The organism is Eubacterium segne, assembly GCF_014287775.1.
GTDB lineage: Bacteria > Bacillota > Clostridia > Lachnospirales > Lachnospiraceae > Eubacterium_G > Eubacterium_G segne.
In genome coordinates this window covers 327,359-346,098 of record NZ_JACOOZ010000001.1, presented here as the reverse complement: position 1 = coordinate 346,098, position 18,740 = coordinate 327,359, and the positions used below count along the sequence as shown (strand labels likewise).

Genomic DNA, 18,740 nt, shown 5'->3' with positions numbered 1-18,740 from the left:
AAAATAAAAGAGCCTACTTTTAACAGTAGACTCTAAATTTTGACCAGTTAACATTAACTATAGTGCCAAGTACAGCGGTAAGGACATCTCCCCAGGATGGCTTATCATCAAGCAGTGACTTAACTCTCTTCTGTTTGATGAGCCAGTGCATCAGCACATCCATATGCATGACGTTAGTTGTATCGAAAGCATATTCCAATTCCTGTGGGAATTCTCTGTCGCGACTACAGGTTTCCTCTACTTTTGTACAGTAGAATGTAATAACGCTGTCATGCAGTGAATATGAATTAAATTCTACAAGCATTTTTTCTCCTTTCTTAATAAGCCGTCCTACAAAATTCTGATTTTTCATCATAAAGATTTCTGTAAAGACAGCAGCTAAAAATTCATTTTTGCTTATATCTGTCAGTATTGAATTGTCAATGTGCTATATCGTCCTGCGATGACATGAAAATACTGCAGGTTCTGCATGCTGCAAGGACGTACTTGTACGTTCATTTTATCCTTGCAGTTAAGTGCAGGTTCTGTGGTATTATGTCATTTAAGCAGGACAGCACATATGACAATGTGACAGATATGCAAGATGAATTGGTGCTGTCTTTACAGGAAAATCTTATGAAAAATCGGAATGTAGGCGGAGGCAGGAAGAACAAGCCAAAGCCCCCGGTGAATCGGGGGTTGAGGGGTGAGAAGAATAATAAAAGTCGGACTCATCCGACTTTATACATAATGGCATAAAAGAGAGTCTGCCTTACGTTAATTTCTTTATCAGAGGCAGACTCTTTCCTTATTATTGTTAATCTTAAAGTACAAATGCTATTTAATTGAGTTTTTCTCATTTATAATTTATAATCTGTAAATAAAATTAAAATTTTTTCTTTTTAAGGCGAAAATACAAGGAGAACGAAAATGGGGAAAAAGTACAATCAGATGACAAGATACGAAAGGATGAAAATAGAGGCATATCTTGAAGCCGGACTAAATGGCAGACAGATAGCACAAAAACTTAATCGCAATCCATCAACAATATATAAGGAAATAAAAAGAGGGCAGACGACAAGGCTTAATTCCAAAAACTGGAAAGATGAGGTCATATATAGTTCTGACTTAGGGGATATAAAACATACTGAAGCTAAGAGACGGTGTGGAGCTAAGAAAAAAATCAAGGATGATAAAAGGTTTATCAGATTTGTCGAAAAAAAGATAGTAAAGGAGCATTTTTCTCCGGCAGCAATTTTATATACAATAAAAGAAAAGAACTTAACGTTTAAGACGGATGTTTGTTTGACAACATTATATAATTATATTAAGGCAGGGGTTTTCCCTAATATAAGCATGGTTGATTGTCCTAATCGGAAGTCCGAAAAAAAACAAAAAAAGAAAAAGGTTCAGGTTCAAAAAAGATTATCAAAAGGTACGGGAATAGATGAAAGACCGGATGATATTGATACCAGAGATGAATTTGGACACTGGGAAATGGATTCTGTCATTGGCAAAAAAAAGGAAGGGAAAAAGGCCATAATCGTGCTGACCGAGAGGAAAACAAGAATGGAAATAGTTCGCCTTGTTAAAGATCATACATCAGCTGAGGTATTGCGTGTACTTAATAAGCTTGAAAGAGATTTAGGCGAAAAGAAATTCAGGGAGACATTCAAATCCATTACAGTGGATAATGGAACTGAATTTTCCGATTGGGAAGGAATGGAGAAAAGCAGGCGTAATAAACACATTCCAAGGACAAAAATATATTACTGCCATGCGTATAGAAGCTGGGAGCGAGGCTCCAATGAAAATCAAAATAAAATGATAAGACGTTGGCATCCAAAGGGTACCAGTTTTGATGGATTAACCCAGGCAGACTTGAGCAAGATAGAAACATGGATGAATGACTATCCGAGGAAAATGTTTAATGGAAAATCAGCCTTATGTATGGTTCAACAAGAATATCCATGGAGGGTAGCCATGTAGTGGCTGTACAACTGAATATTTCTGGTAGACTGCCAACGTGCAGTCTTGTTTTGATACAATTTTGAGAAAAAGTGGATAGAAAATTTTGAACTTAAAAATGAAAAAATAGAAATGATGAGGCACTAATGAATCCAAATGGGTAAAAATGGAAAAAAGTGTTCATTTAAACTTGACATTTACGATACCTTAAAATAATTAAAAAAACACTTGCAATATAAAATGGGGTGTGATAGAATATTCTCTGTCGCAAGACGATGGCCCATCGCCAAATGGTAAGGCACTGGACTCTGACTCCAGCATTTTCAAGGTTCGAATCCTTGTGGGCCAGCTAAACAGTATCGGTTTCCGGTACTGTTTTTTTGTTGCATACAATAGCATCTGGAATTAAAATCTTGAAAAAATACTATGGTGATATATAGATATTATTGGGAAAATATTACTGTAATAAAAAGGAGTAGAAAGCAATATCCTACTCCTTTAAACATATTTATTCACCTATTTTATTTGGAAATAAATGCGAAATATCCAGATAATCAGGAATACCACGCTGGTATTTTACAACAGGCTCACCTAAAATCAACGGATATACGTAATCAATAAACTCCTGGGTAACATCATTGCCCACATCATTAATCCATTCCCTTGGTACATGTTTTACAAGACCTGCAACATTTTTAACATCAGTATCTCCCATATCTACGGAATATGGAGAATTTGATTTCCTGATGGCAGTAACCATAACAGCAGTCTTACCTTGAAGTGCAACTTCAACAGCATGTCTGCCAAGACGAAACGCCTCACCAATGTCGGTAATTGAGGACATATGAGCTGCACATCTTTGGAGAATGTTGATTTCCACGGAACGAACTTTTACCTGAATATTTTGCTTGATAATATATTCAAGGCATTTTCCCGTACCACTAAGCTGACTATGACCGAATGTATCCTCCACGGCAGAAGTAGCACTTATATATTGTCCCTTTGCATCCTTTATTCCCTCGGATACTGCAATAACAACATTATTATATCTGTCCATTGCAGTACGAACATCTTTGATAAACTGCTTTTCGTCAAAAGCGACCTCCGGAAGGTAAATAAGATGCGGTGCAAAATTGTACTTATTTCGTGCTAAAACTGAAGCCCCTGTAAGCCATCCGGCATCACGTCCCATTATTTCCACAATAGTTACACTGTTAATAGGATAAATTGAGGTATCATGACCGATTTCCAAAAGAGTAGACGCCACATATTTTGCCGCAGAACCATATCCCGGGGTGTGGTCGGTAATACATAAATCATTGTCAATTGTTTTTGGAATTCCAATAATCTTTATGTCCCTGTCAATAGCTTTGGCATAGGTGCTAAGCTTGTCCACCGTATCCATTGAATCATTTCCACCAATATAGAAAAAGGCATCAATGTCATACTGTTCAAATTTGTTAAAAATGTAGGCATATGGCGCATCATCTTCTGAGTAATCAGGAAGCTGATAACGGCATGAACCTAAATACATGGAAGGCGATTTTTTTAAAAGCTCAATAAACATAGGGGTGTCTTCAAATTTTTGGGACAAGTCCATTAGCCTCCCGTTTAAAAGCCCCTGAACTCCGTTTAAAGAACCATATATTTTGTCAAATTGTTTGCTATCAATAGCCCCTTGTATAACACCGGCAAGACTGGCATTAATGGCTACGGTAGGCCCGCCTGACTGGGCAACTAGACAATTCTTCATAATTTCTCCTCTCGCTGTAAAAATTTTTTAATTTAAAAAATGAATATACGTACAGTATACCCCAGATTAGAGTAAAAACCAACAGAGAATTTGTAATGGAAATCCGGAAATCAAGTGTATATAATTTTAACGGAATTTACAACAATTATGTAATCATCCGGCAGACATTCAAGTTTTTAATTGAAAATCTGCCCGGATTTTAAATTAGCAGTTTTTTACGCAGGAGCTTGGATTGAAAGCATAGAAATTCTTTTTATCCAAATCTTCGTTAATAAGTCTTAAAGCTTCACCGAAACGCTGGAAATGAACAATTTCACGTTTACGCAGGAATCGTATTGGATCTGCTACTTCGTTATCTTTTACAAGACTTAAGATGTTATCGTAAGTCTTTCTGGCTTTCTGTTCCGCAGCCATATCCTCCACTAAGTCTGCAATAGGGTCACCGGAAGACTGAAATTCAGTAGCTGTAAAAGGAACTCCGCCTGCCGCCTGTGGCCACACTCCTAAAGTATGGTCAACATAGTATTTCTCAAAGCCTGCCACATCTACTTCATCACATGGAAGATCTTTAACCAACTGGGAAACTATGGTTCCGACGATTTCGAGGTGTGACATTTCTTCAGTTGCGATATCGTTCAACAATCCGGCAACACGGGAATTTTTCATGGCATATTTTTGAGACATATAACGCATGGCAGCACTAGCTTCGCCATCGGGTCCACCATACTGGCTTATAATTACCTGTGCCATTTTAGGATTCCTACATTTAATATTTACCGGGTACTGGAGTCTTTTTTCATAAACATACATTAGCAATTACCTCCTTCCCAAGGCATAGGACCTTTATTCCACTCCCAATAATCGCAATTATCGGTTTCATAAAATCTTAGCGGCCCAAATCTCTTAGTATACTCATCCCATGCCTCCTGGCGCACCTTCTCCATCTTCTGATGGAACGTAATAGCTTCAGTGCAATTGGGATGAGTGTCTAAAAACAATCGGGTATCATCCATGGCAAAACTTGCCTGAGTAATAATTTTCATTAAATCTTCTTTGCACATGTTTTTCATTTTTTACCACACCTCCCAATATAAGGTTTATCCATATCTTCAAAAATGGTGCCTTTTTCCAGTCCTTCTTCTATACAGTAAATATTTCTCCAAATCTGCCACGGAACATATGACATAGCAGGAACCATGGAATCTACAGGTTCATTGCCACGGTCGCAACCTTCATTCCTTTTACATCCACATTCATGTGTGGAATTATCAGAATCACGGTGGGACGGAGGCATCTGCCTGTTACCGGCATTGAAGCTACGATTCATACCACAACCGGTGCCATTATGCATTGTATTCATGTTGCAGTTCATATTGCGGGTATTTCCACACCTTGAGTTTAAACAGCCACGACTGTTTATAGGGGAATTTCCCATATTGTTATTCATATTACAAGCCATTTAACATACCTTTTCCTTTATGATTTACATTATTAATGTATGCTAAAAAAAACGTATGGTTCTGAATATATTTGCTATAAAAAATGCACCAATTAAAAAAAAGACACCTTTATGGCAGTGACATTTTTTTATAAACTTAACATAAGTGGTAAAATATTTTAAAGGAGGAAATATGGGAAAAATAGCAGAAAGGATATTTATGATAACATTAATAGGCACATTGTTAGGTTTTGGTGTTAAAAATATTAATGCAGCTACAAAATCCACACAGTACAAAATGGTTTGGAGCGACGAATTTAACGGCACAAAACTTAATTTAAAAAATTGGACTTATGATATAGGAAATGGTGGCGCAAATTTCGGCTGGGGAAACAATGAACTGGAGTATTATACGGACAGGAAAGATAATGTAAAGGTGGAAAACGGTTCCCTTGTTATAACAGCCAGAGCGGATAATTATAAAGGTCCGGGAATGAAAAAGGCTACAAAGTATACATCAGGAAGAATTAAAACATCAAATTTGCAGTCCTTTAAATATGGAAAAATTGAGGCACGTATGAAAGTGCCGGCAGTTACAGGAATGTGGCCGGCATTTTGGATGTTGGGATACAATGACAAAGGCTGGCCGTACTGCGGAGAAATAGATATTCTTGAAACATGGAACAGCTATCAGTTTGCTCAGGGCACAATTCACTGGGAAAATGAAAAAGACAGACCGGGAAGAGATACTTATGAGGCTTCCAGCACTAAAAATTTCAAGGATAAAACAGCATGGCATACATATGGTCTTATCTGGACTCCGAAACAAATGCAATGGACGGTAGACGGAAAGGTTTACAAAACATTTAGCTTAAAAGAAAGCCACAAATCAGAATTAAAAAAGCCGTTTTACATTATTCTTAATTTGGCAGTGGGAGGCAATTTACCTTATTTCCCACCGGAAGACGATTTTGTATCTGAAAAAATGATGGTTGATTATGTGAGAGTTTATCAGAGAAAATGTGATAACGGTTCATATGACGGTGTATGGGAAGAATCTGAAAAAAGCAGCGTACCGGTTTATTCAGTGAAGTTTAGTAACATTACCAAGGTGGTAAATCAGCAAAAGGTATTAGCAGGGGAAACAATAATTCTGCCAAATGTTAAACGTAAGGGATACAAATTTTTAGGTTGGTATAATGGAGATAAAAAATTAACTGAATCAACAATGATAAAGTCAGATATAACTGCCAAAGCTAAATGGCAGAAAATCTCAGTTAAGCAGACAAAAATCACTTCAACTAAGCAGATTTACAGAAAAATGGCGACAGTTAAGTACAAAGTAAAGGGTAAGGTTGACGGCTATCAGATAAAAGTAGGCAAAAAAACAAAATATTCAGAATCTAAAATCGTAACTTTTGGAAAATTTGTTTCCGGGAAAACTTACAAGGTAAAAGTACGTGCCTATTCCATTGATTCAAGGGGTAAGAAAATTTTCGGAAAATGGAGTAAAACCGCAAAAATTACCATAAAATAGTATTGGCATTTTAAGTAAAATGGAGTATACTAATTACGGTTGTTTAGAATATAACAATTAATGAATTTTATGGAGGTACATTATGTTAGTATCAGCTAAGGAAATGTTGGAAAAGGCAAAAGCAGGACATTATGCTGTTGGACAGTTCAACATCAACAATCTTGAATGGACAAAGTCAATCCTTTTAACAGCACAGGAATTAAAGAGCCCGGTTATTTTAGGAGTATCAGAAGGTGCCGGAAAGTATATGACAGGATTTAAAACAGTAGCAGCTATGGTAAAGGCTATGGATGAAGAATTGGGAATCACTGTTCCTGTAGCACTTCACTTAGATCATGGAACATATGAAGGATGCTATAAGTGTATTAAAGCTGGATTCACATCAATTATGTTTGATGGTTCACATTATCCTATCGAAGAAAATATTGCAAAGACTAAGGAATTAGTTTCAGTAGCACATAACATGGACATGTCAATTGAAGCAGAAGTTGGTTCAATTGGTGGTGAGGAAGATGGCGTTATCGGAAGAGGCGAGTGCGCAGATCCTGACGAATGTAAGGCAGTAGCAGATCTTGGTGTAGATATGCTTGCAGCAGGTATTGGTAACATCCATGGAAAATATCCTGCAAACTGGGAAGGACTTAGCTTTGAAACATTAGATGCTATTCAGCAGAAGACAGGAGTTATGCCATTAGTTCTTCACGGTGGTACAGGTATTCCTGAAGATATGATTAAGAAGGCTATTGACCTTGGCGTATCAAAGATTAACGTTAATACAGAATGTCAGTTATCATTTGCTGACGCAACAAGAAAATACATTGAAGCCGGAAAGGACTTAGAAGGAAAGGGATTTGACCCTAGAAAACTTCTTGCTCCTGGTGCTGAAGCTATTAAGGCTACAGTAAAAGAAAAGATGGAACTTTTCGGTTCAGTTGGAAAAGCTGAATAATTAAATAATATTTGTATAATGCTCTTAATGGGGCGTTGTAACAAGAGAAGGCTGTTACTTTAGGTAGTAGCCTTCTTTTTGTTGATTTTTAAGGGAAATAATTTTATAATTATGTTTAGAAAAAAAGTGTGGCAGGTAACAAAGTGGACAAGGCAAAGGATAGCAAACAGGAACAATTAAATAACGAAATCACCGGGAAAAAACATAAAAAAATCCCTAATGCAATATATAATGTAGTGCGAGTGTTTGCCATATTATTTGCAGGAGGGATACTTATTTATGCCTCATATAACCTCACGGAATCCTACTTGAATTACAAAGAGGACGAGAAAAAATATGCCCAGATAAATCAGATGTTTATTAAGGACAACGAAGAGAAAACCACTGAAAAAAGTCAGAACAATAAGTCCATAAGATACACGAAATCTGTTCCCACATGGAAATGGGATTATAAAGAAATGCTTCAATATAATGACGAGGCTAAGGGCTATATAAAGCTTAACGGAACCAGAATACAGTATCCTATAGTGGAGCATAGTGACAATGATTTTTATTTAAAGAGAGGCTCTGACAAGGTCTACAATGGAGCAGGAGCCATCTTTTTGGACTACAGAACTGCCGGACTGGATGGAAAAATGTGCATTTTATATGGTCACAATATGTTAGACGGCTCTATGTTTAAGGAACTGATGAACTTTAGGGATGATGATTTTTGCAGGAAACATCCTACGTTTGATATATATGTAGGGTATAGGCATTATATATATTATGTATTTTCCGTGTTTTCAGATAAGGATGATAATGAAAATATATATAAATATGGATTTGCCAATGACGGGGAGTTTCAGAACTGGATAAATACTGTATCTTCCAGAAGCAGATACAATTTTGGAGTTAGAAAACCTGACACTTCCGACAAAATTATAATGTGTTCAACATGCGTGGACGACTATGGAAACAGACAGATTGTTTGTCTCTACAGAGGTGAGGAAGTAGTGGATTAAAATGCCAAAAAAATACAAAAAATTACAAAAATAAGCCTTAAACTTAATTTTATTAAGAAAAAGGTTTAAAAAATTAGATAAATACCTGGTAGCTATTGATTTTTATAAAGAAATGATGTAGATTATAGGGCGAATGAGGTAGTACCTCACCGCTAAATGAGATTAAGGACAAGGGCGTTCTTCAAAACAGTATATTTGGAGAAGTGTCCTTTTTTTTATGGTAGCTCCATAAGAAATTGGCGGAAAAATATGTTAGTAGAAGAAAGGAACAGAAACTATGGGAGTAAATATTGAGAAAGTTTTTGGTGAAGATGTTTTTGATGATGCAGTCATGAAAGTCCGTTTACCAAAAAGCGATTATGAGAAGGTTAAGAGCCTTATGTACCAGGGTGGAGAAATTACAGAGGAGTTAGCTGATGTGGTTGCACAGGCTATGAAAGAATGGGCATTGGAAAAGGGTGCTACACATTTTACACATGTATTCCAGCCATATGTTATTTCAGTAGGAGCTGAAAAACATGATTCATTTTCTTCAACTGTAACAGACGGAAAGATTGAGAATACATTTACAGGAAAAGATTTACTTATGGGTGAACCTGATGCATCTTCATTCCCATCAGGTGGACTTAGAGCTACATGTAGTGCAAGAGGATATACAGCATGGGATATCACATCACCTGTTTACATTAAGGAAGGAACTCTTTGCATACCTACAGCATTCTGCTCATACACAGGTGAGTCATTGGATACAAAGACTCCATTACTTAAAGCAATGCATGCAGTAAGTAAGCAGGGTGTAAGACTTATGAGATTATTTGGTGATGAAAAGACTCAGAGAATTTTCTCATACGTTGGACCGGAACAGGAATATTTCCTTGTGGATGAAGATAAATATATGAAGAGACCTGACCTTATTTACACGGGACGTACACTTTTCGGTGCTATGCCTCCTAAGGGACAGGAAATGGATGACCAGTATTTTGGCTCAATTGCTCCAAATGTAAAGGCATTTATGGAAGATTTAAATGTTAAGCTTTGGAAATTAGGTATTACAGCAAAAACACAGCATCGTGAGGTTGCGCCGGGACAGCACGAAATTGCCCCAATTTTTTCAGTTTCAAATGTTGCCCTTGATAACAACCTTTTAGTAATGGATATTTTAAAGAAAACAGCAAGAAAGCATGGATTTGTATGCTTATTACATGAGAAGCCTTTTGATGGAATTAACGGTTCAGGTAAGCATAACAACTGGTCACTTACAACTGATGACGGAATCAATTTGTTTAAGCCGGGAAAGGAACCTGAAAACAACAAGTTATTCCAGTTAGTGTTAGCTTGTACAATGGCAGCTGTTGACAGACATGCAGTTCTTTTAAGACTTGCTGCATCTAATACAGGTAACGACCACAGATTAGGAGCAAACGAGGCACCTCCTGCTATTATTTCAATGTATCTTGGAGATCAGGTTGGTGATATTGTTGACCAGATAATTAAGAATGGTAAGGCTACATCAAGTCTTTCATCAGGAACACTTGATTTTGGTATCAAGAAGCTTCCTGTACTTGAAAAAGACCCTACAGATAGAAACAGAACATCACCATTTGCATTTACAGGCAACAGATTTGAGTTCAGAATGGTTGCTTCATCTAATTCAATTGGTGATACAAATACAGTACTTAATACAATGATGGCTGAAGCTTTCAGCAATGCATGTGATGCATTAGAGGGAGCAGAAGACTTTAACAAGGCAGTAGAAGAATATACAGCTAAGTTAATGAGAGAACATGAAAGAATCGTATTTAACGGTAACGGATATTCAGAGGAGTGGCCTGTTGAAGCAGAAAAGAGAGGACTTCCAAACTGCAAGTCAATTGTTGATGCAATTCCTGCATTAGTTGATGACACTACAGTTGAAATGTATGAGAAGTTTAACGTCCTTTCAAAGGCTGAACTTGAAGCAAGAGAGGATATTTTATTTGAACAGTATGCAGGTGTTAGAAACATTGAAGCATTAACAATGATTGAAATGGCTAACAAGATGATTATTCCTGCAGCAGTTAAGTATACTAAGAAGCTTGCAGATACTGTAATTGCAGTAAAAGAAGCAGGAGCAGATGCTTCAGTACAGGCAGATATGTTATCAGAAGTTTCAGGAAAATTAGCTGAAATGAAAACAGCTGTTAAGGCATTAGAGGAAGTTACTGCTAAGGCAGCAGATGCTGAATGTATAAAGTGCAAAGCAGAAGAATATAAGGATGATGTTATGGCAGCTATGGCAGAGCTTAGAAAGCCGGCTGACGAACTTGAACTTATAATGCCTAAGGAATTATGGCCAATGCCAACATATGGAGATCTTGTTTTTGAACTGTAAAGAACATAGATAATTAATTGATTATTAATGAAAGGATTGCCACTGTATGGTGGCAGTCCTTTTTAAATGACTACACAACACAAAAAGGATGCATGTCTGCATCCTTTCCGCAAATATATTCTAATAATAAAAAAGGGAGGGAATCGGATTTATCCGATTCTAAAAAAATTATGAAAAAACATAAACAAAAAAGTAATAACTTTTGTTTATGTTATTATGATAAAAGAAAATCGTGAAAAAAGAGTGTTTTCCTTGTAAATAATTTATGAACGTGATGTAAAATTTAGTTCCTCATAAATCCAGTGCTTATGGGGATTTTTATTTTTAAAAATTATGAAAAAACGTAAAAAATAACGCTCGTAGAATATAAATTAATGGTCGATTTTAGATATTTCTAGTAGCATTTTTTAGAGCTATCTGTGTATATACACCTTTGGTAATATCATCTATTTTGTGCCCCATAATTTTTTTAGGGGTAATATCATCTGCCTTTGCATTGTGCATTAATGTTGCAAATGTGTATCTTGTGTCGTGTGGTAGGTGTTCAGTTCCCAACAAAGCTAACGTATGGCATACGTTTTTCATCTCCTATAAAGTTTATTTGATTCGGATAAGGCAGTTTGTAGAAAATATGTTAGTAAGTAATTATGGTGGTAGAGGTGCATCATTTAGAGCAAAAGGAGAAAAAAGGGTTGCCCCTGTGACATTAAACAGTCAAAGGGGCAACCTTATAAATACTAACAACCGAATTTAAAAATTTTGCAAAATGCGTTAAATAACTCGGAACAGCTATTGAAATTAAAACACATAGTTTTGTCCTCCTTATTCTCTCGAATATTTGTATCAGCTGAACATGAAACAAGTGTAACAATTTTGTAACATTTAATCAATAGGAGCATTTTGGAAAAAATGATATAAAAAGGCAAACCCTATAAAAGTCATTGAAAAAAGTGGAATAACGTTGTATAGTATACAAAAAAATAAGGCATATCCGTACTTTTTAGGTAATGCCTGATAAAATGGTTAAAGGAGAAATAAAATGGCAGAAAAGAATCCAATAGTAACAATTGAAATGAATAATGGAGATATTATGAAAGCGGAGCTTTATCCGGAAATTGCACCTAATACAGTAAACAACTTTATAAGTCTTGTAAACAAGGGATTTTATGATGGAGTAATTTTCCACAGAGTAATAAGAGGATTTATGATTCAGGGTGGAGATCCTCAGGGAACAGGTGTTGGCGGACCGGGATACTCAATTAAAGGTGAGTTTTCAGGAAACGGTTTCGCCAATGATTTAAAGCATACGCCAGGTGTACTTTCAATGGCAAGAACAATGATGCCGGATTCAGCAGGCTCACAGTTCTTCATTATGCATGAAACATCACCACATCTTGACGGACAGTATGCGGCATTTGGAAAAATTTGCGAAGGTTTGGATATAGTGAATAAAATAGCTGAGTGTGCCACAGACTATATGGATAAACCGTTAGAACCACAGGTTATGAAGAAGGTTACGGTTGAAACATTTGGGGTGGATTATCCGGAACCGGAAAAATGCTAATTTTACGGAGAATATTATAAAGTGCATATTTGTAACTTTTGGGAGAATTTATACTATTTACAAAATTACAAATTCGTTGTATAAAATACTGTAGTGATTAATTCACTGTAGAAAGCTAGGAAATAGGAGGAATAGTTATGGCAAAGATAACTAAAGATATGATTATCGGTGATATCATTAAAATAAATATGGGATGTGTTCCTATTTTATTAAATGAAGGAATGCATTGTATAGGATGTCCTGCTTCACAGGGAGAATCTCTTGAAGAAGCATGTATGGTTCATGGAATCGATGCTGATGCATTAGCAAAGAAGTTAAACGACTTTGTTGAAAGCGTTGAAGCAAAAGAAGCATAGAAGAATCCTGAAATATAGAAAAAGCTGCCAAATTCATGGCAGCTTTTTCTCATATAAGATTATGTCTTATAAAGCAACGTCACCGATGATTCCATCGATTACATAATATGCTTTCATGTCTTCAGGTTTAATATAAATAGAAACTGATGACATTGTCTTCTTACCGTTCTTTGCTGTGTAGTCAGCCTTTACAGCAGCTTCAATTGCAGCTGTGTCAAATTCCATTCCCTGGAACTGTACATAAACGTTATTTTCTTTCTTTGTAGCTTTTTTTGCTGTAGTTTTCTTAGCAGCAGGTTTTGTTTCAGCCTTCTTTTTAGCAACTTCAGCTTCAGCTTTCTTTTCAGTAGCTTTAACTTCAACTTTTTTCTCAACAGGTTTAGCTTCAACCTTCTTTTCAGCAACCTTAGCAGCCGTTTTAGCTTCAACCTTCTTTTCAGCAACCTTAGCAGCAGGTTTAACTTCAACCTTTTTTTCTGTAGCTTTAGCAACCGGTTCAACCTTTTTCACAGTTGATGTTGCTGTTACTTTCTTACTTGCCATAATTTTAATCCTCCTTAAAAATAAGTAGGTCGATTCAAGTCTATAAAATTAAGTTCGTAATATCAACCCAATAGTGTTATATGTATCTCTTTCACAGATTTTATAATACAACTACATTTTAAATTATGCAATGAGTTGAAAAAAGTTTATGAAAAACAGACAAAATCCACAGTAGTTAGCCAAAAATAATAATAAAAACTACTTGCTAAAAAATAAAATAAAAATAATATTAGTAAAAAATCACAATTAGGGGTTGAAAAATAACTGAAAATATAGCAAAATTACATTATGCGTGTGGTCGAAAAATTTGACTTTAAGTCGAAATTTTGCTAAAATTCACAAGCAATAGTAGGTATATAGGTTAATAACAGACAAATATTTGTAATTGGAATGATAAATAATGAATAGATTTGAAAAGAGAAAAATAAAAACAGGTCTTTACAGACATGTAAATGCATTGACATATGTATGTATTTTTACAGTAGCTTCTATAATTACCATAGCAGCAGCTGTTAACAGAACGGATGATATTATCCATATAGATGAAAGTCAGGCTATGGTAAATGAATCAGTGGCTTTTAATAATAAAGACGCACAAAAGGTGGCAGCGGGAAAATCAACTACTGAAACAGTGACAGAAGATAATGCACAGACTCAGGAGGAAACTACGGAAGCACAAACTGAGGCAGCAACTACAGAAGTGGCTACGGAGCCGGTGCCAGCTACACAGGTTAAGGTTATTGCTGATACTCTTAACGTACGTGATCAGGCCAATGAAGACGCAGAGGTTTTGGGAATGGTAGATCAGGACGAAGTCTTTGAGGTAATATCACAGCAGGGAGATTGGGTGGAAATTAACTATAATGGAAATAACGGATTTGTAAAATCTGAATATGTTGAAAATGTAAATAATGTACAGTAATTAATAAAAGAAATCCACGCATATATGGGTTTCTTTTTGTCTAAATAATAGAGGTTATGCAGAAGCCAATGACGGTTATAAAAACGTACACCTGTAAAAATTCCTGACATTTCGGGAATTACTAGTTAAAATGTAAAGTATATGTTATAATGTTTTTTACTATCTCAGAGGGAAACGGATGAAGGAAAGTCCCTTCAAAAATGTTCCCTGTGAAATGCCTTTGACTACAGGAGATACATATTATATAAGGAGGTTAGAGCTATGAATTATATAGGATGGCTTATTTTATTTGTAGTATTTGCAGTGCTTGAGCTTATATCATTAGGTCTTACATGCATATGGTTCGCAGTGGGAGCATTAGCAGGTTGTATTACGGCGCTTATTACGGATAATTGGATTATTCAGTCAATAGTGTTTATAATAGTAACGGTAGTGGTTTTGGTTTTCTTAAGACCTATAGCTGTTAAGTATATAAATAATAAGGCTGAAAAAACTAATGTAGATTCACTTATTGGGAAGAAAGCCAGGGTCCTTGAGGATATTGATAACTTAAATGCAAAGGGACAGGTATCCATTGACGGTATGGAATGGACTGCAAGAAGTGAAGACGGAAGTGAAATCAAAAAGGATGCTTTAGTGGAGGTTGTTGCCATAGAAGGGGTAAAGGCTATTGTAAAGCAGGTATAATGTTGGTTGGCAGTTGGAGAGAACCACTGTTTTATCATAAATAATAATTTTTAGGAGGATTAAGTATGATTCCATTTTTAATCGTAATAGTATTGGCAATTTTATCAGTGTCTACATGTGTAAAAATTGTGCCGCAGGCACATGCATGTGTTATTGAAAGATTAGGTGTTTATAAGCAGACATGGTCTGTGGGTATTCACTTTAAAGTGCCATTTCTTGATAGAATTTCAAGAAGAGTTAATTTAAAAGAGCAGGTAGCTGATTTTGAACCTCAGCCTGTTATCACAAGAGATAATGTAACAATGCAGATTGATACAATTATTTTCTACCAGATTACAGACCCTAAGCTTTATGCATACGGTGTTGAAAATCCTATTGTTGCCATTAAAAACCTTACAGCAACAACTCTTAGAAATATTGTTGGTGATTTAGAGCTTGATGAAACACTTACTTCAAGAGAAACAATAAATGCAAGAATGAGAACAGAGCTTGATGTTGCAACTGACCCATGGGGAATTAAGGTTAACAGAGTTGAACTTAAGAATATTATTCCACCAAGAGATATTCAGGAAGCAATGGAAAAGCAGATGAGAGCTGAACGTGAAAAACGTGAACAGATTCTTAGAGCAGAAGGTGAAAAGAAATCAGCAGTTCTTATTGCAGAAGGTAAGAAAGAGGCAGCCATTCTTAATGCAGAAGCTGATAAGCAGTCAGCTATCTTAAAGGCAGAAGCTGATAAGCAGAAGAAAATTCTTGAGGCAGACGGTGAGGCTGAAGCTATTCTTAAGGTTCAGCAGGCAACAGCTGATGGTATCAGAGCTATTAAAGAAGCAGGTGCTGATGATAAGGTTATAACACTTAAGAGCCTTGAAGCATTTGCCGCAGCAGCTGACGGTCAGGCAACAAAGATTATTATTCCATCTGAAATTCAGGGAATTGCCGGTTCAGTGAAAGCGTTAGCAGAAGTTATTAAAGATTAAAGGTACTTGGAAATGTTTAATGAAAAGATGGTCTTGTGTGGCGCTAGTGCATATGAGAAGAAATATTATTTAAATGAACAGTTTTCTAATCTCCCGGAACAGATTAAGCAGGAATTACAAATAATGTGTGTGTTGTTCACGGAAGACGTAGGAGGAATTTTTTTACTGGAGTTTCAGGAGGACGGAAGTCTCAGACTGATTACGGAAGCAGACGAAGGAGACATATTATATGATGATATCGGAAGCGGACTGAAAATCAGACAGATACAGCTGGAAAAGGCTGAATTGCTGGAATCTTTGGAAATGTATTATAAAGTATTTGTTTTAGGAGAAGATGCGTAATGCTGTTGACAGTTGATGTAGGAAATACAAATATTACACTGGGATTGTTTGAGGGAAAAGACATACATTCTACTTTCAGAATTACCACTCAGGCGGTTAGAACATCAGATGAATTTGGTTCATTGATTGCTGAAATGATAGTTAGAAAGGGAATTAATATTAAAAGCATAAAAGATGTTATTATTTCATCTGTTGTGCCTAAGGTTATGTATTCCCTTAACAGTGGAATTATTAAATATTTTGGAATTGAGCCTATAATCGTAGGTATCGGTACTAAAACAGGTATAAAAATTAATAGAACCGACCCTAGGGAGGTAGGCTCTGACAGAATAGTTGACGCAGTGGCAGCTTATGAACTTTACGGCGGACCATGTATCGTGGTGGATTTCGGAACAGCTACTACATATGATTTGATTTTAGGGGACGGAACTTTTGAAGCGGGGGTTACATCTCCGGGAATAAAGATTTGTGCCAAGGCACTTTGGGATTGTACTGCAAAACTTCCTGAGGTGGAAATCAAAAAGCCGTCATCTATTTTAGGAAAGGATACCATTTCAAGCATGCAGGCAGGTATTGTATACGGATACATCGGACAGACGGAGTATATTATTGATAAGATAAAGGAAGAAAGCGGTCTTGACAATCTTAAGGTAATTGCTACAGGGGGAATGGGACGTATAATTTATAAAAATACGGACAGAATTGATATATATGATAACGAACTGACACTTCAGGGAATGCGAATAATTTACGAAAAGAACAGAAAATAATATGAAAATAGGTAATGTTGAAATTGAAAATAGTTTGGCATTAGGACCAATGGCAGGTGTAACAGACCTGCCATTTCGTCTGCTTTGCAAGGAACAGGGATGCGGCATATTGTATTCGGAAATGGTAAGTGCCAAGGCTATATTATACAAAAATAAAAATACAGATGTACTTCTTAACATTGACGAAAGAGAACATCCTGTGGGGATCCAGCTGTTTGGCTCCGATCCGGATATAATGGCTGAAATAGGTAGCCGTGTGGCGGAAGGGAACTGTGATTTTATTGATATAAATATGGGATGCCCGGTGCCTAAAATTGTAAATAACCATGAGGGTTCATACCTTTTGACACAGCCTAAATTAGTTGAGGAAATCCTTACAAAAATGGTTAAAGCCATTAACAAACCGGTAACTGTTAAAACAAGGAAAGGTTTTAAGGATGGGGAATCTCAGGCGGTAGAAATTGCAAAGATTGCTGAAAGCTGTGGAGTGGCAGCTGTAGCTGTTCACGGGAGAACAAGGGAGCAGTATTACGGCGGAAAGGCTGACTGGGATATTATTAAGGCAGTGAAAGAGGCGGTGAAAATCCCGGTTATAGGAAATGGTGATATTTTTTCACCACAGGATGCTAAGGCAATGAAGGAATATACCGGATGCGACGGACTTATGGTAGGAAGAGCTGCCAGAGGAAATCCGTGGATTTTTAAGGAAATTAATGAATATCTTAAAACAGGAATAGTGCCTGAGAAGCCTTCGGCAGAAGAGGTGAAAAACATGATTTTAAAACATGCATCTATGCTTATTGAGTACAAAGGCGAATATACCGCAGTGCGGGAAATGAGGAAACATATTGCCTGGTACACACAGGGTCTGCCACATTCAGCAGAGCTTAGACGCAGATGTAATGAAATAGTAAGCTGGGAGTCTCTAAAAGAGGTTATAGAATCCAGGTTATAACAAGGGGGAATTTTGGCAAAATCCCCAGTAAAATAGGGCGTTAAGGTTGACAATAAACAGTCACCTTGCTATTATAAAGTGTAAAAGTTTTGAACCAGTAGCCGATTGGAGGAATAGAAAATGGCAGAAGCAAAGAAAAATATTCTTACTTATGAAGGATTACAGAAATTAGAGGCAGAATTAGAAGATTTAAAAGTAAATAAACGTAAAGAAGTTGCAGCAAAGATTAAGGAAGCAAGAGAGCAGGGAGACTTATCAGAAAATGCTGAATATGATGCTGCAAAGGATGAGCAGAGAGATATTGAAACAAGAATTGAAGAAATAGAGAAGATTCTTAAAAACGTTGAAGTTGTTGGTGCAGATGACATTGATGATAAGAAGATTAACGTTGGTTGTCATATTAAGATTTATGATTTTGAATATGATGAGGAATTGGAATTCAGCATTGTTGGTTCAACACAGACTAACAGCTTAAAGGGACTTATTTCAAATGAATCACCTCTTGGAAGAGCACTTATTGGAAAAGAAGTTGGTGAGGAAGTTGAAGTTGAAATGGGTGATACTGTTTCAAAATATAAAGTTCTTGAAATTAAGACAGAGAGATAAAATATTTGTATATTAG

The 18,740-nt window shown here is 36.4% G+C and carries 22 protein-coding genes and 1 tRNA gene; 16 read left to right on the top strand and 7 right to left on the bottom strand.

The features are described from left to right. Nucleotides 1–19: 19 nt before the first annotated feature. Complete coding sequence (locus H8S00_RS01675) at nucleotides 20–355, bottom strand: hypothetical protein (RefSeq protein ID WP_186839848.1); 336 nt, start codon at nucleotides 353–355, stop codon at nucleotides 20–22. Between the two features lie 179 nt (nucleotides 356–534). On the opposite strand from H8S00_RS01675, the gene H8S00_RS01670 reads away from it, so the two are divergent. The 3 genes from H8S00_RS01670 to H8S00_RS01660 all read left to right on the top strand — a co-directional run bounded on the left by H8S00_RS01670 (nucleotide 535) and on the right by H8S00_RS01660 (nucleotide 2,296). Beyond that, nucleotides 535–738, top strand: a complete 204-nt coding sequence (locus tag H8S00_RS01670; RefSeq protein ID WP_186839847.1) for a hypothetical protein — start codon at nucleotides 535–537, stop codon at nucleotides 736–738. A gap of 171 nt (nucleotides 739–909) precedes the next feature. Next, entirely contained in the window at nucleotides 910–1,968 is a 1,059-nt protein-coding gene (locus H8S00_RS01665) for an IS30 family transposase (RefSeq protein ID WP_186839846.1), read from the top strand. A 255-nt stretch (nucleotides 1,969–2,223) separates the two neighbouring features. Continuing rightward, nucleotides 2,224–2,296 (top strand) — tRNA-Gln (locus tag H8S00_RS01660). Between the two features lie 159 nt (nucleotides 2,297–2,455). Here the strand turns inward: H8S00_RS01660 and H8S00_RS01655 are convergent. The 4 genes from H8S00_RS01655 to H8S00_RS13755 all read right to left on the bottom strand — a co-directional run bounded on the left by H8S00_RS01655 (nucleotide 2,456) and on the right by H8S00_RS13755 (nucleotide 5,147). Further along, nucleotides 2,456–3,700 (bottom strand): 6-phosphofructokinase, encoded by a 1,245-nt coding sequence (locus H8S00_RS01655; protein ID WP_186839845.1) that lies wholly within the window; start codon nucleotides 3,698–3,700, stop codon nucleotides 2,456–2,458. 204 nt (nucleotides 3,701–3,904) lie between these two features. Then, the gene (locus H8S00_RS01650; protein WP_021952206.1) at nucleotides 3,905–4,510 is read right to left on the bottom strand and encodes a manganese catalase family protein; all 606 of its coding nucleotides are present in this window, start codon (nucleotides 4,508–4,510) and stop codon (nucleotides 3,905–3,907) included. Beyond that, nucleotides 4,510–4,770 carry a spore coat protein CotJB gene (locus H8S00_RS01645; RefSeq protein ID WP_021952207.1) on the bottom strand — a complete coding sequence of 87 codons (261 nt, stop codon included), beginning with the start codon at nucleotides 4,768–4,770 and terminating at the stop codon, nucleotides 4,510–4,512. Before H8S00_RS01645 ends, H8S00_RS01650 begins: the two co-directional genes overlap by 1 nt. Beyond that, the gene (locus tag H8S00_RS13755) at nucleotides 4,767–5,147 is read right to left on the bottom strand and encodes a spore coat associated protein CotJA (RefSeq protein WP_243169529.1); all 381 of its coding nucleotides are present in this window, start codon (nucleotides 5,145–5,147) and stop codon (nucleotides 4,767–4,769) included. Before H8S00_RS13755 ends, H8S00_RS01645 begins: the two co-directional genes overlap by 4 nt. A gap of 184 nt (nucleotides 5,148–5,331) precedes the next feature. Between H8S00_RS13755 and H8S00_RS01635 the strand changes: the two genes are divergently transcribed. From H8S00_RS01635 to H8S00_RS01620, 4 genes are all read left to right on the top strand, one after another. Beyond that, entirely contained in the window at nucleotides 5,332–6,675 is a 1,344-nt protein-coding gene (locus H8S00_RS01635) for a family 16 glycosylhydrolase (RefSeq protein ID WP_118589262.1), read from the top strand. An 82-nt stretch (nucleotides 6,676–6,757) separates the two neighbouring features. Then, nucleotides 6,758–7,624 (top strand): class II fructose-1,6-bisphosphate aldolase, encoded by an 867-nt coding sequence (fba, locus tag H8S00_RS01630; protein ID WP_118589263.1) that lies wholly within the window; start codon nucleotides 6,758–6,760, stop codon nucleotides 7,622–7,624. A 128-nt stretch (nucleotides 7,625–7,752) separates the two neighbouring features. Then, on the top strand, nucleotides 7,753–8,628 hold the full coding sequence (locus H8S00_RS14025; RefSeq protein WP_118589264.1) for a class B sortase: 876 nt from the start codon (nucleotides 7,753–7,755) through the stop codon (nucleotides 8,626–8,628). Between the two features lie 277 nt (nucleotides 8,629–8,905). Next, on the top strand, nucleotides 8,906–10,999 hold the full coding sequence (locus H8S00_RS01620; RefSeq protein WP_118589265.1) for a glutamine synthetase III family protein: 2,094 nt from the start codon (nucleotides 8,906–8,908) through the stop codon (nucleotides 10,997–10,999). A 384-nt stretch (nucleotides 11,000–11,383) separates the two neighbouring features. On the opposite strand, the gene H8S00_RS01615 is transcribed toward H8S00_RS01620, so the two are convergent. Beyond that, nucleotides 11,384–11,584 (bottom strand): site-specific integrase, encoded by a 201-nt coding sequence (locus H8S00_RS01615; RefSeq protein WP_118589266.1) that lies wholly within the window; start codon nucleotides 11,582–11,584, stop codon nucleotides 11,384–11,386. A gap of 454 nt (nucleotides 11,585–12,038) precedes the next feature. Between H8S00_RS01615 and H8S00_RS01610 the strand changes: the two genes are divergently transcribed. Then, nucleotides 12,039–12,563, top strand: coding sequence for a peptidylprolyl isomerase (locus H8S00_RS01610; RefSeq protein ID WP_021952216.1), 525 nt, complete (start codon nucleotides 12,039–12,041; stop codon nucleotides 12,561–12,563). Nucleotides 12,564–12,700: 137 nt separating this feature from the next. Next, entirely contained in the window at nucleotides 12,701–12,919 is a 219-nt protein-coding gene (locus H8S00_RS01605) for a DUF1858 domain-containing protein (RefSeq protein ID WP_021952217.1), read from the top strand. A 66-nt stretch (nucleotides 12,920–12,985) separates the two neighbouring features. Here H8S00_RS01605 and H8S00_RS01600 read toward each other — a convergent pair whose 3' ends face one another. Next, nucleotides 12,986–13,462: a DUF6465 family protein gene (locus H8S00_RS01600; protein ID WP_118589267.1), complete on the bottom strand. Its 477-nt coding sequence runs from the start codon at nucleotides 13,460–13,462 to the stop codon at nucleotides 12,986–12,988. 400 nt (nucleotides 13,463–13,862) lie between these two features. On the opposite strand from H8S00_RS01600, the gene H8S00_RS01595 reads away from it, so the two are divergent. From H8S00_RS01595 to greA, 7 genes are all read left to right on the top strand, one after another. Next, nucleotides 13,863–14,384 (top strand): SH3 domain-containing protein, encoded by a 522-nt coding sequence (locus tag H8S00_RS01595; RefSeq protein WP_118589268.1) that lies wholly within the window; start codon nucleotides 13,863–13,865, stop codon nucleotides 14,382–14,384. A gap of 261 nt (nucleotides 14,385–14,645) precedes the next feature. Continuing rightward, nucleotides 14,646–15,071 carry an NfeD family protein gene (locus H8S00_RS01590; RefSeq protein ID WP_021952220.1) on the top strand — a complete coding sequence of 142 codons (426 nt, stop codon included), beginning with the start codon at nucleotides 14,646–14,648 and terminating at the stop codon, nucleotides 15,069–15,071. Between the two features lie 65 nt (nucleotides 15,072–15,136). Further along, the gene (locus tag H8S00_RS01585; RefSeq protein WP_186839844.1) at nucleotides 15,137–16,051 is read left to right on the top strand and encodes an SPFH domain-containing protein; all 915 of its coding nucleotides are present in this window, start codon (nucleotides 15,137–15,139) and stop codon (nucleotides 16,049–16,051) included. Nucleotides 16,052–16,063: 12 nt separating this feature from the next. Beyond that, a complete protein-coding gene (locus H8S00_RS01580) occupies nucleotides 16,064–16,393 on the top strand; it encodes a DUF6145 family protein (RefSeq protein ID WP_021952222.1) in 330 nt (109 codons plus the stop codon). Next, nucleotides 16,393–17,163 carry a type III pantothenate kinase gene (locus H8S00_RS01575; protein WP_021952223.1) on the top strand — a complete coding sequence of 257 codons (771 nt, stop codon included), beginning with the start codon at nucleotides 16,393–16,395 and terminating at the stop codon, nucleotides 17,161–17,163. Before H8S00_RS01580 ends, H8S00_RS01575 begins: the two co-directional genes overlap by 1 nt. 1 nt (nucleotide 17,164) lies before the next feature. Then, nucleotides 17,165–18,118 (top strand): tRNA dihydrouridine synthase DusB, encoded by a 954-nt coding sequence (gene dusB / locus H8S00_RS01570; protein WP_186839843.1) that lies wholly within the window; start codon nucleotides 17,165–17,167, stop codon nucleotides 18,116–18,118. 120 nt (nucleotides 18,119–18,238) lie between these two features. After that, nucleotides 18,239–18,724 carry a transcription elongation factor GreA gene (greA, locus tag H8S00_RS01565; protein WP_021952225.1) on the top strand — a complete coding sequence of 162 codons (486 nt, stop codon included), beginning with the start codon at nucleotides 18,239–18,241 and terminating at the stop codon, nucleotides 18,722–18,724. Nucleotides 18,725–18,740: the final 16 nt, after the last annotated feature.

Bases quoted from the DNA above. Each gene is read 5' to 3' on its own strand.
- H8S00_RS01675 (WP_186839848.1), bottom strand. From the start codon at position 355: ATGATGAAAAATCAGAATTTTGTAGGACGGCTTATTAAGAAAGGAGAA.
- H8S00_RS01670 (WP_186839847.1), top strand. From the start codon at position 535: ATGTCATTTAAGCAGGACAGCACATATGACAATGTGACAGATATGCAA.
- H8S00_RS01665 (WP_186839846.1), top strand. From the start codon at position 910: ATGGGGAAAAAGTACAATCAGATGACAAGATACGAAAGGATGAAAATA.
- H8S00_RS01655 (WP_186839845.1), bottom strand. From the start codon at position 3,700: ATGAAGAATTGTCTAGTTGCCCAGTCAGGCGGGCCTACCGTAGCCATT.
- H8S00_RS01650 (WP_021952206.1), bottom strand. From the start codon at position 4,510: ATGTATGTTTATGAAAAAAGACTCCAGTACCCGGTAAATATTAAATGT.
- H8S00_RS01645 (WP_021952207.1), bottom strand. From the start codon at position 4,770: ATGAAAAACATGTGCAAAGAAGATTTAATGAAAATTATTACTCAGGCA.
- H8S00_RS13755 (WP_243169529.1), bottom strand. From the start codon at position 5,147: ATGAATAACAATATGGGAAATTCCCCTATAAACAGTCGTGGCTGTTTA.
- H8S00_RS01635 (WP_118589262.1), top strand. From the start codon at position 5,332: ATGGGAAAAATAGCAGAAAGGATATTTATGATAACATTAATAGGCACA.
- fba (WP_118589263.1), top strand. From the start codon at position 6,758: ATGTTAGTATCAGCTAAGGAAATGTTGGAAAAGGCAAAAGCAGGACAT.
- H8S00_RS01620 (WP_118589265.1), top strand. From the start codon at position 8,906: ATGGGAGTAAATATTGAGAAAGTTTTTGGTGAAGATGTTTTTGATGAT.
- H8S00_RS01615 (WP_118589266.1), bottom strand. From the start codon at position 11,584: ATGAAAAACGTATGCCATACGTTAGCTTTGTTGGGAACTGAACACCTA.
- H8S00_RS01610 (WP_021952216.1), top strand. From the start codon at position 12,039: ATGGCAGAAAAGAATCCAATAGTAACAATTGAAATGAATAATGGAGAT.
- H8S00_RS01605 (WP_021952217.1), top strand. From the start codon at position 12,701: ATGGCAAAGATAACTAAAGATATGATTATCGGTGATATCATTAAAATA.
- H8S00_RS01600 (WP_118589267.1), bottom strand. From the start codon at position 13,462: ATGGCAAGTAAGAAAGTAACAGCAACATCAACTGTGAAAAAGGTTGAA.
- H8S00_RS01595 (WP_118589268.1), top strand. From the start codon at position 13,863: ATGAATAGATTTGAAAAGAGAAAAATAAAAACAGGTCTTTACAGACAT.
- H8S00_RS01590 (WP_021952220.1), top strand. From the start codon at position 14,646: ATGAATTATATAGGATGGCTTATTTTATTTGTAGTATTTGCAGTGCTT.
- H8S00_RS01585 (WP_186839844.1), top strand. From the start codon at position 15,137: ATGATTCCATTTTTAATCGTAATAGTATTGGCAATTTTATCAGTGTCT.
- H8S00_RS01580 (WP_021952222.1), top strand. From the start codon at position 16,064: ATGTTTAATGAAAAGATGGTCTTGTGTGGCGCTAGTGCATATGAGAAG.
- H8S00_RS01575 (WP_021952223.1), top strand. From the start codon at position 16,393: ATGCTGTTGACAGTTGATGTAGGAAATACAAATATTACACTGGGATTG.
- dusB (WP_186839843.1), top strand. From the start codon at position 17,165: ATGAAAATAGGTAATGTTGAAATTGAAAATAGTTTGGCATTAGGACCA.
- greA (WP_021952225.1), top strand. From the start codon at position 18,239: ATGGCAGAAGCAAAGAAAAATATTCTTACTTATGAAGGATTACAGAAA.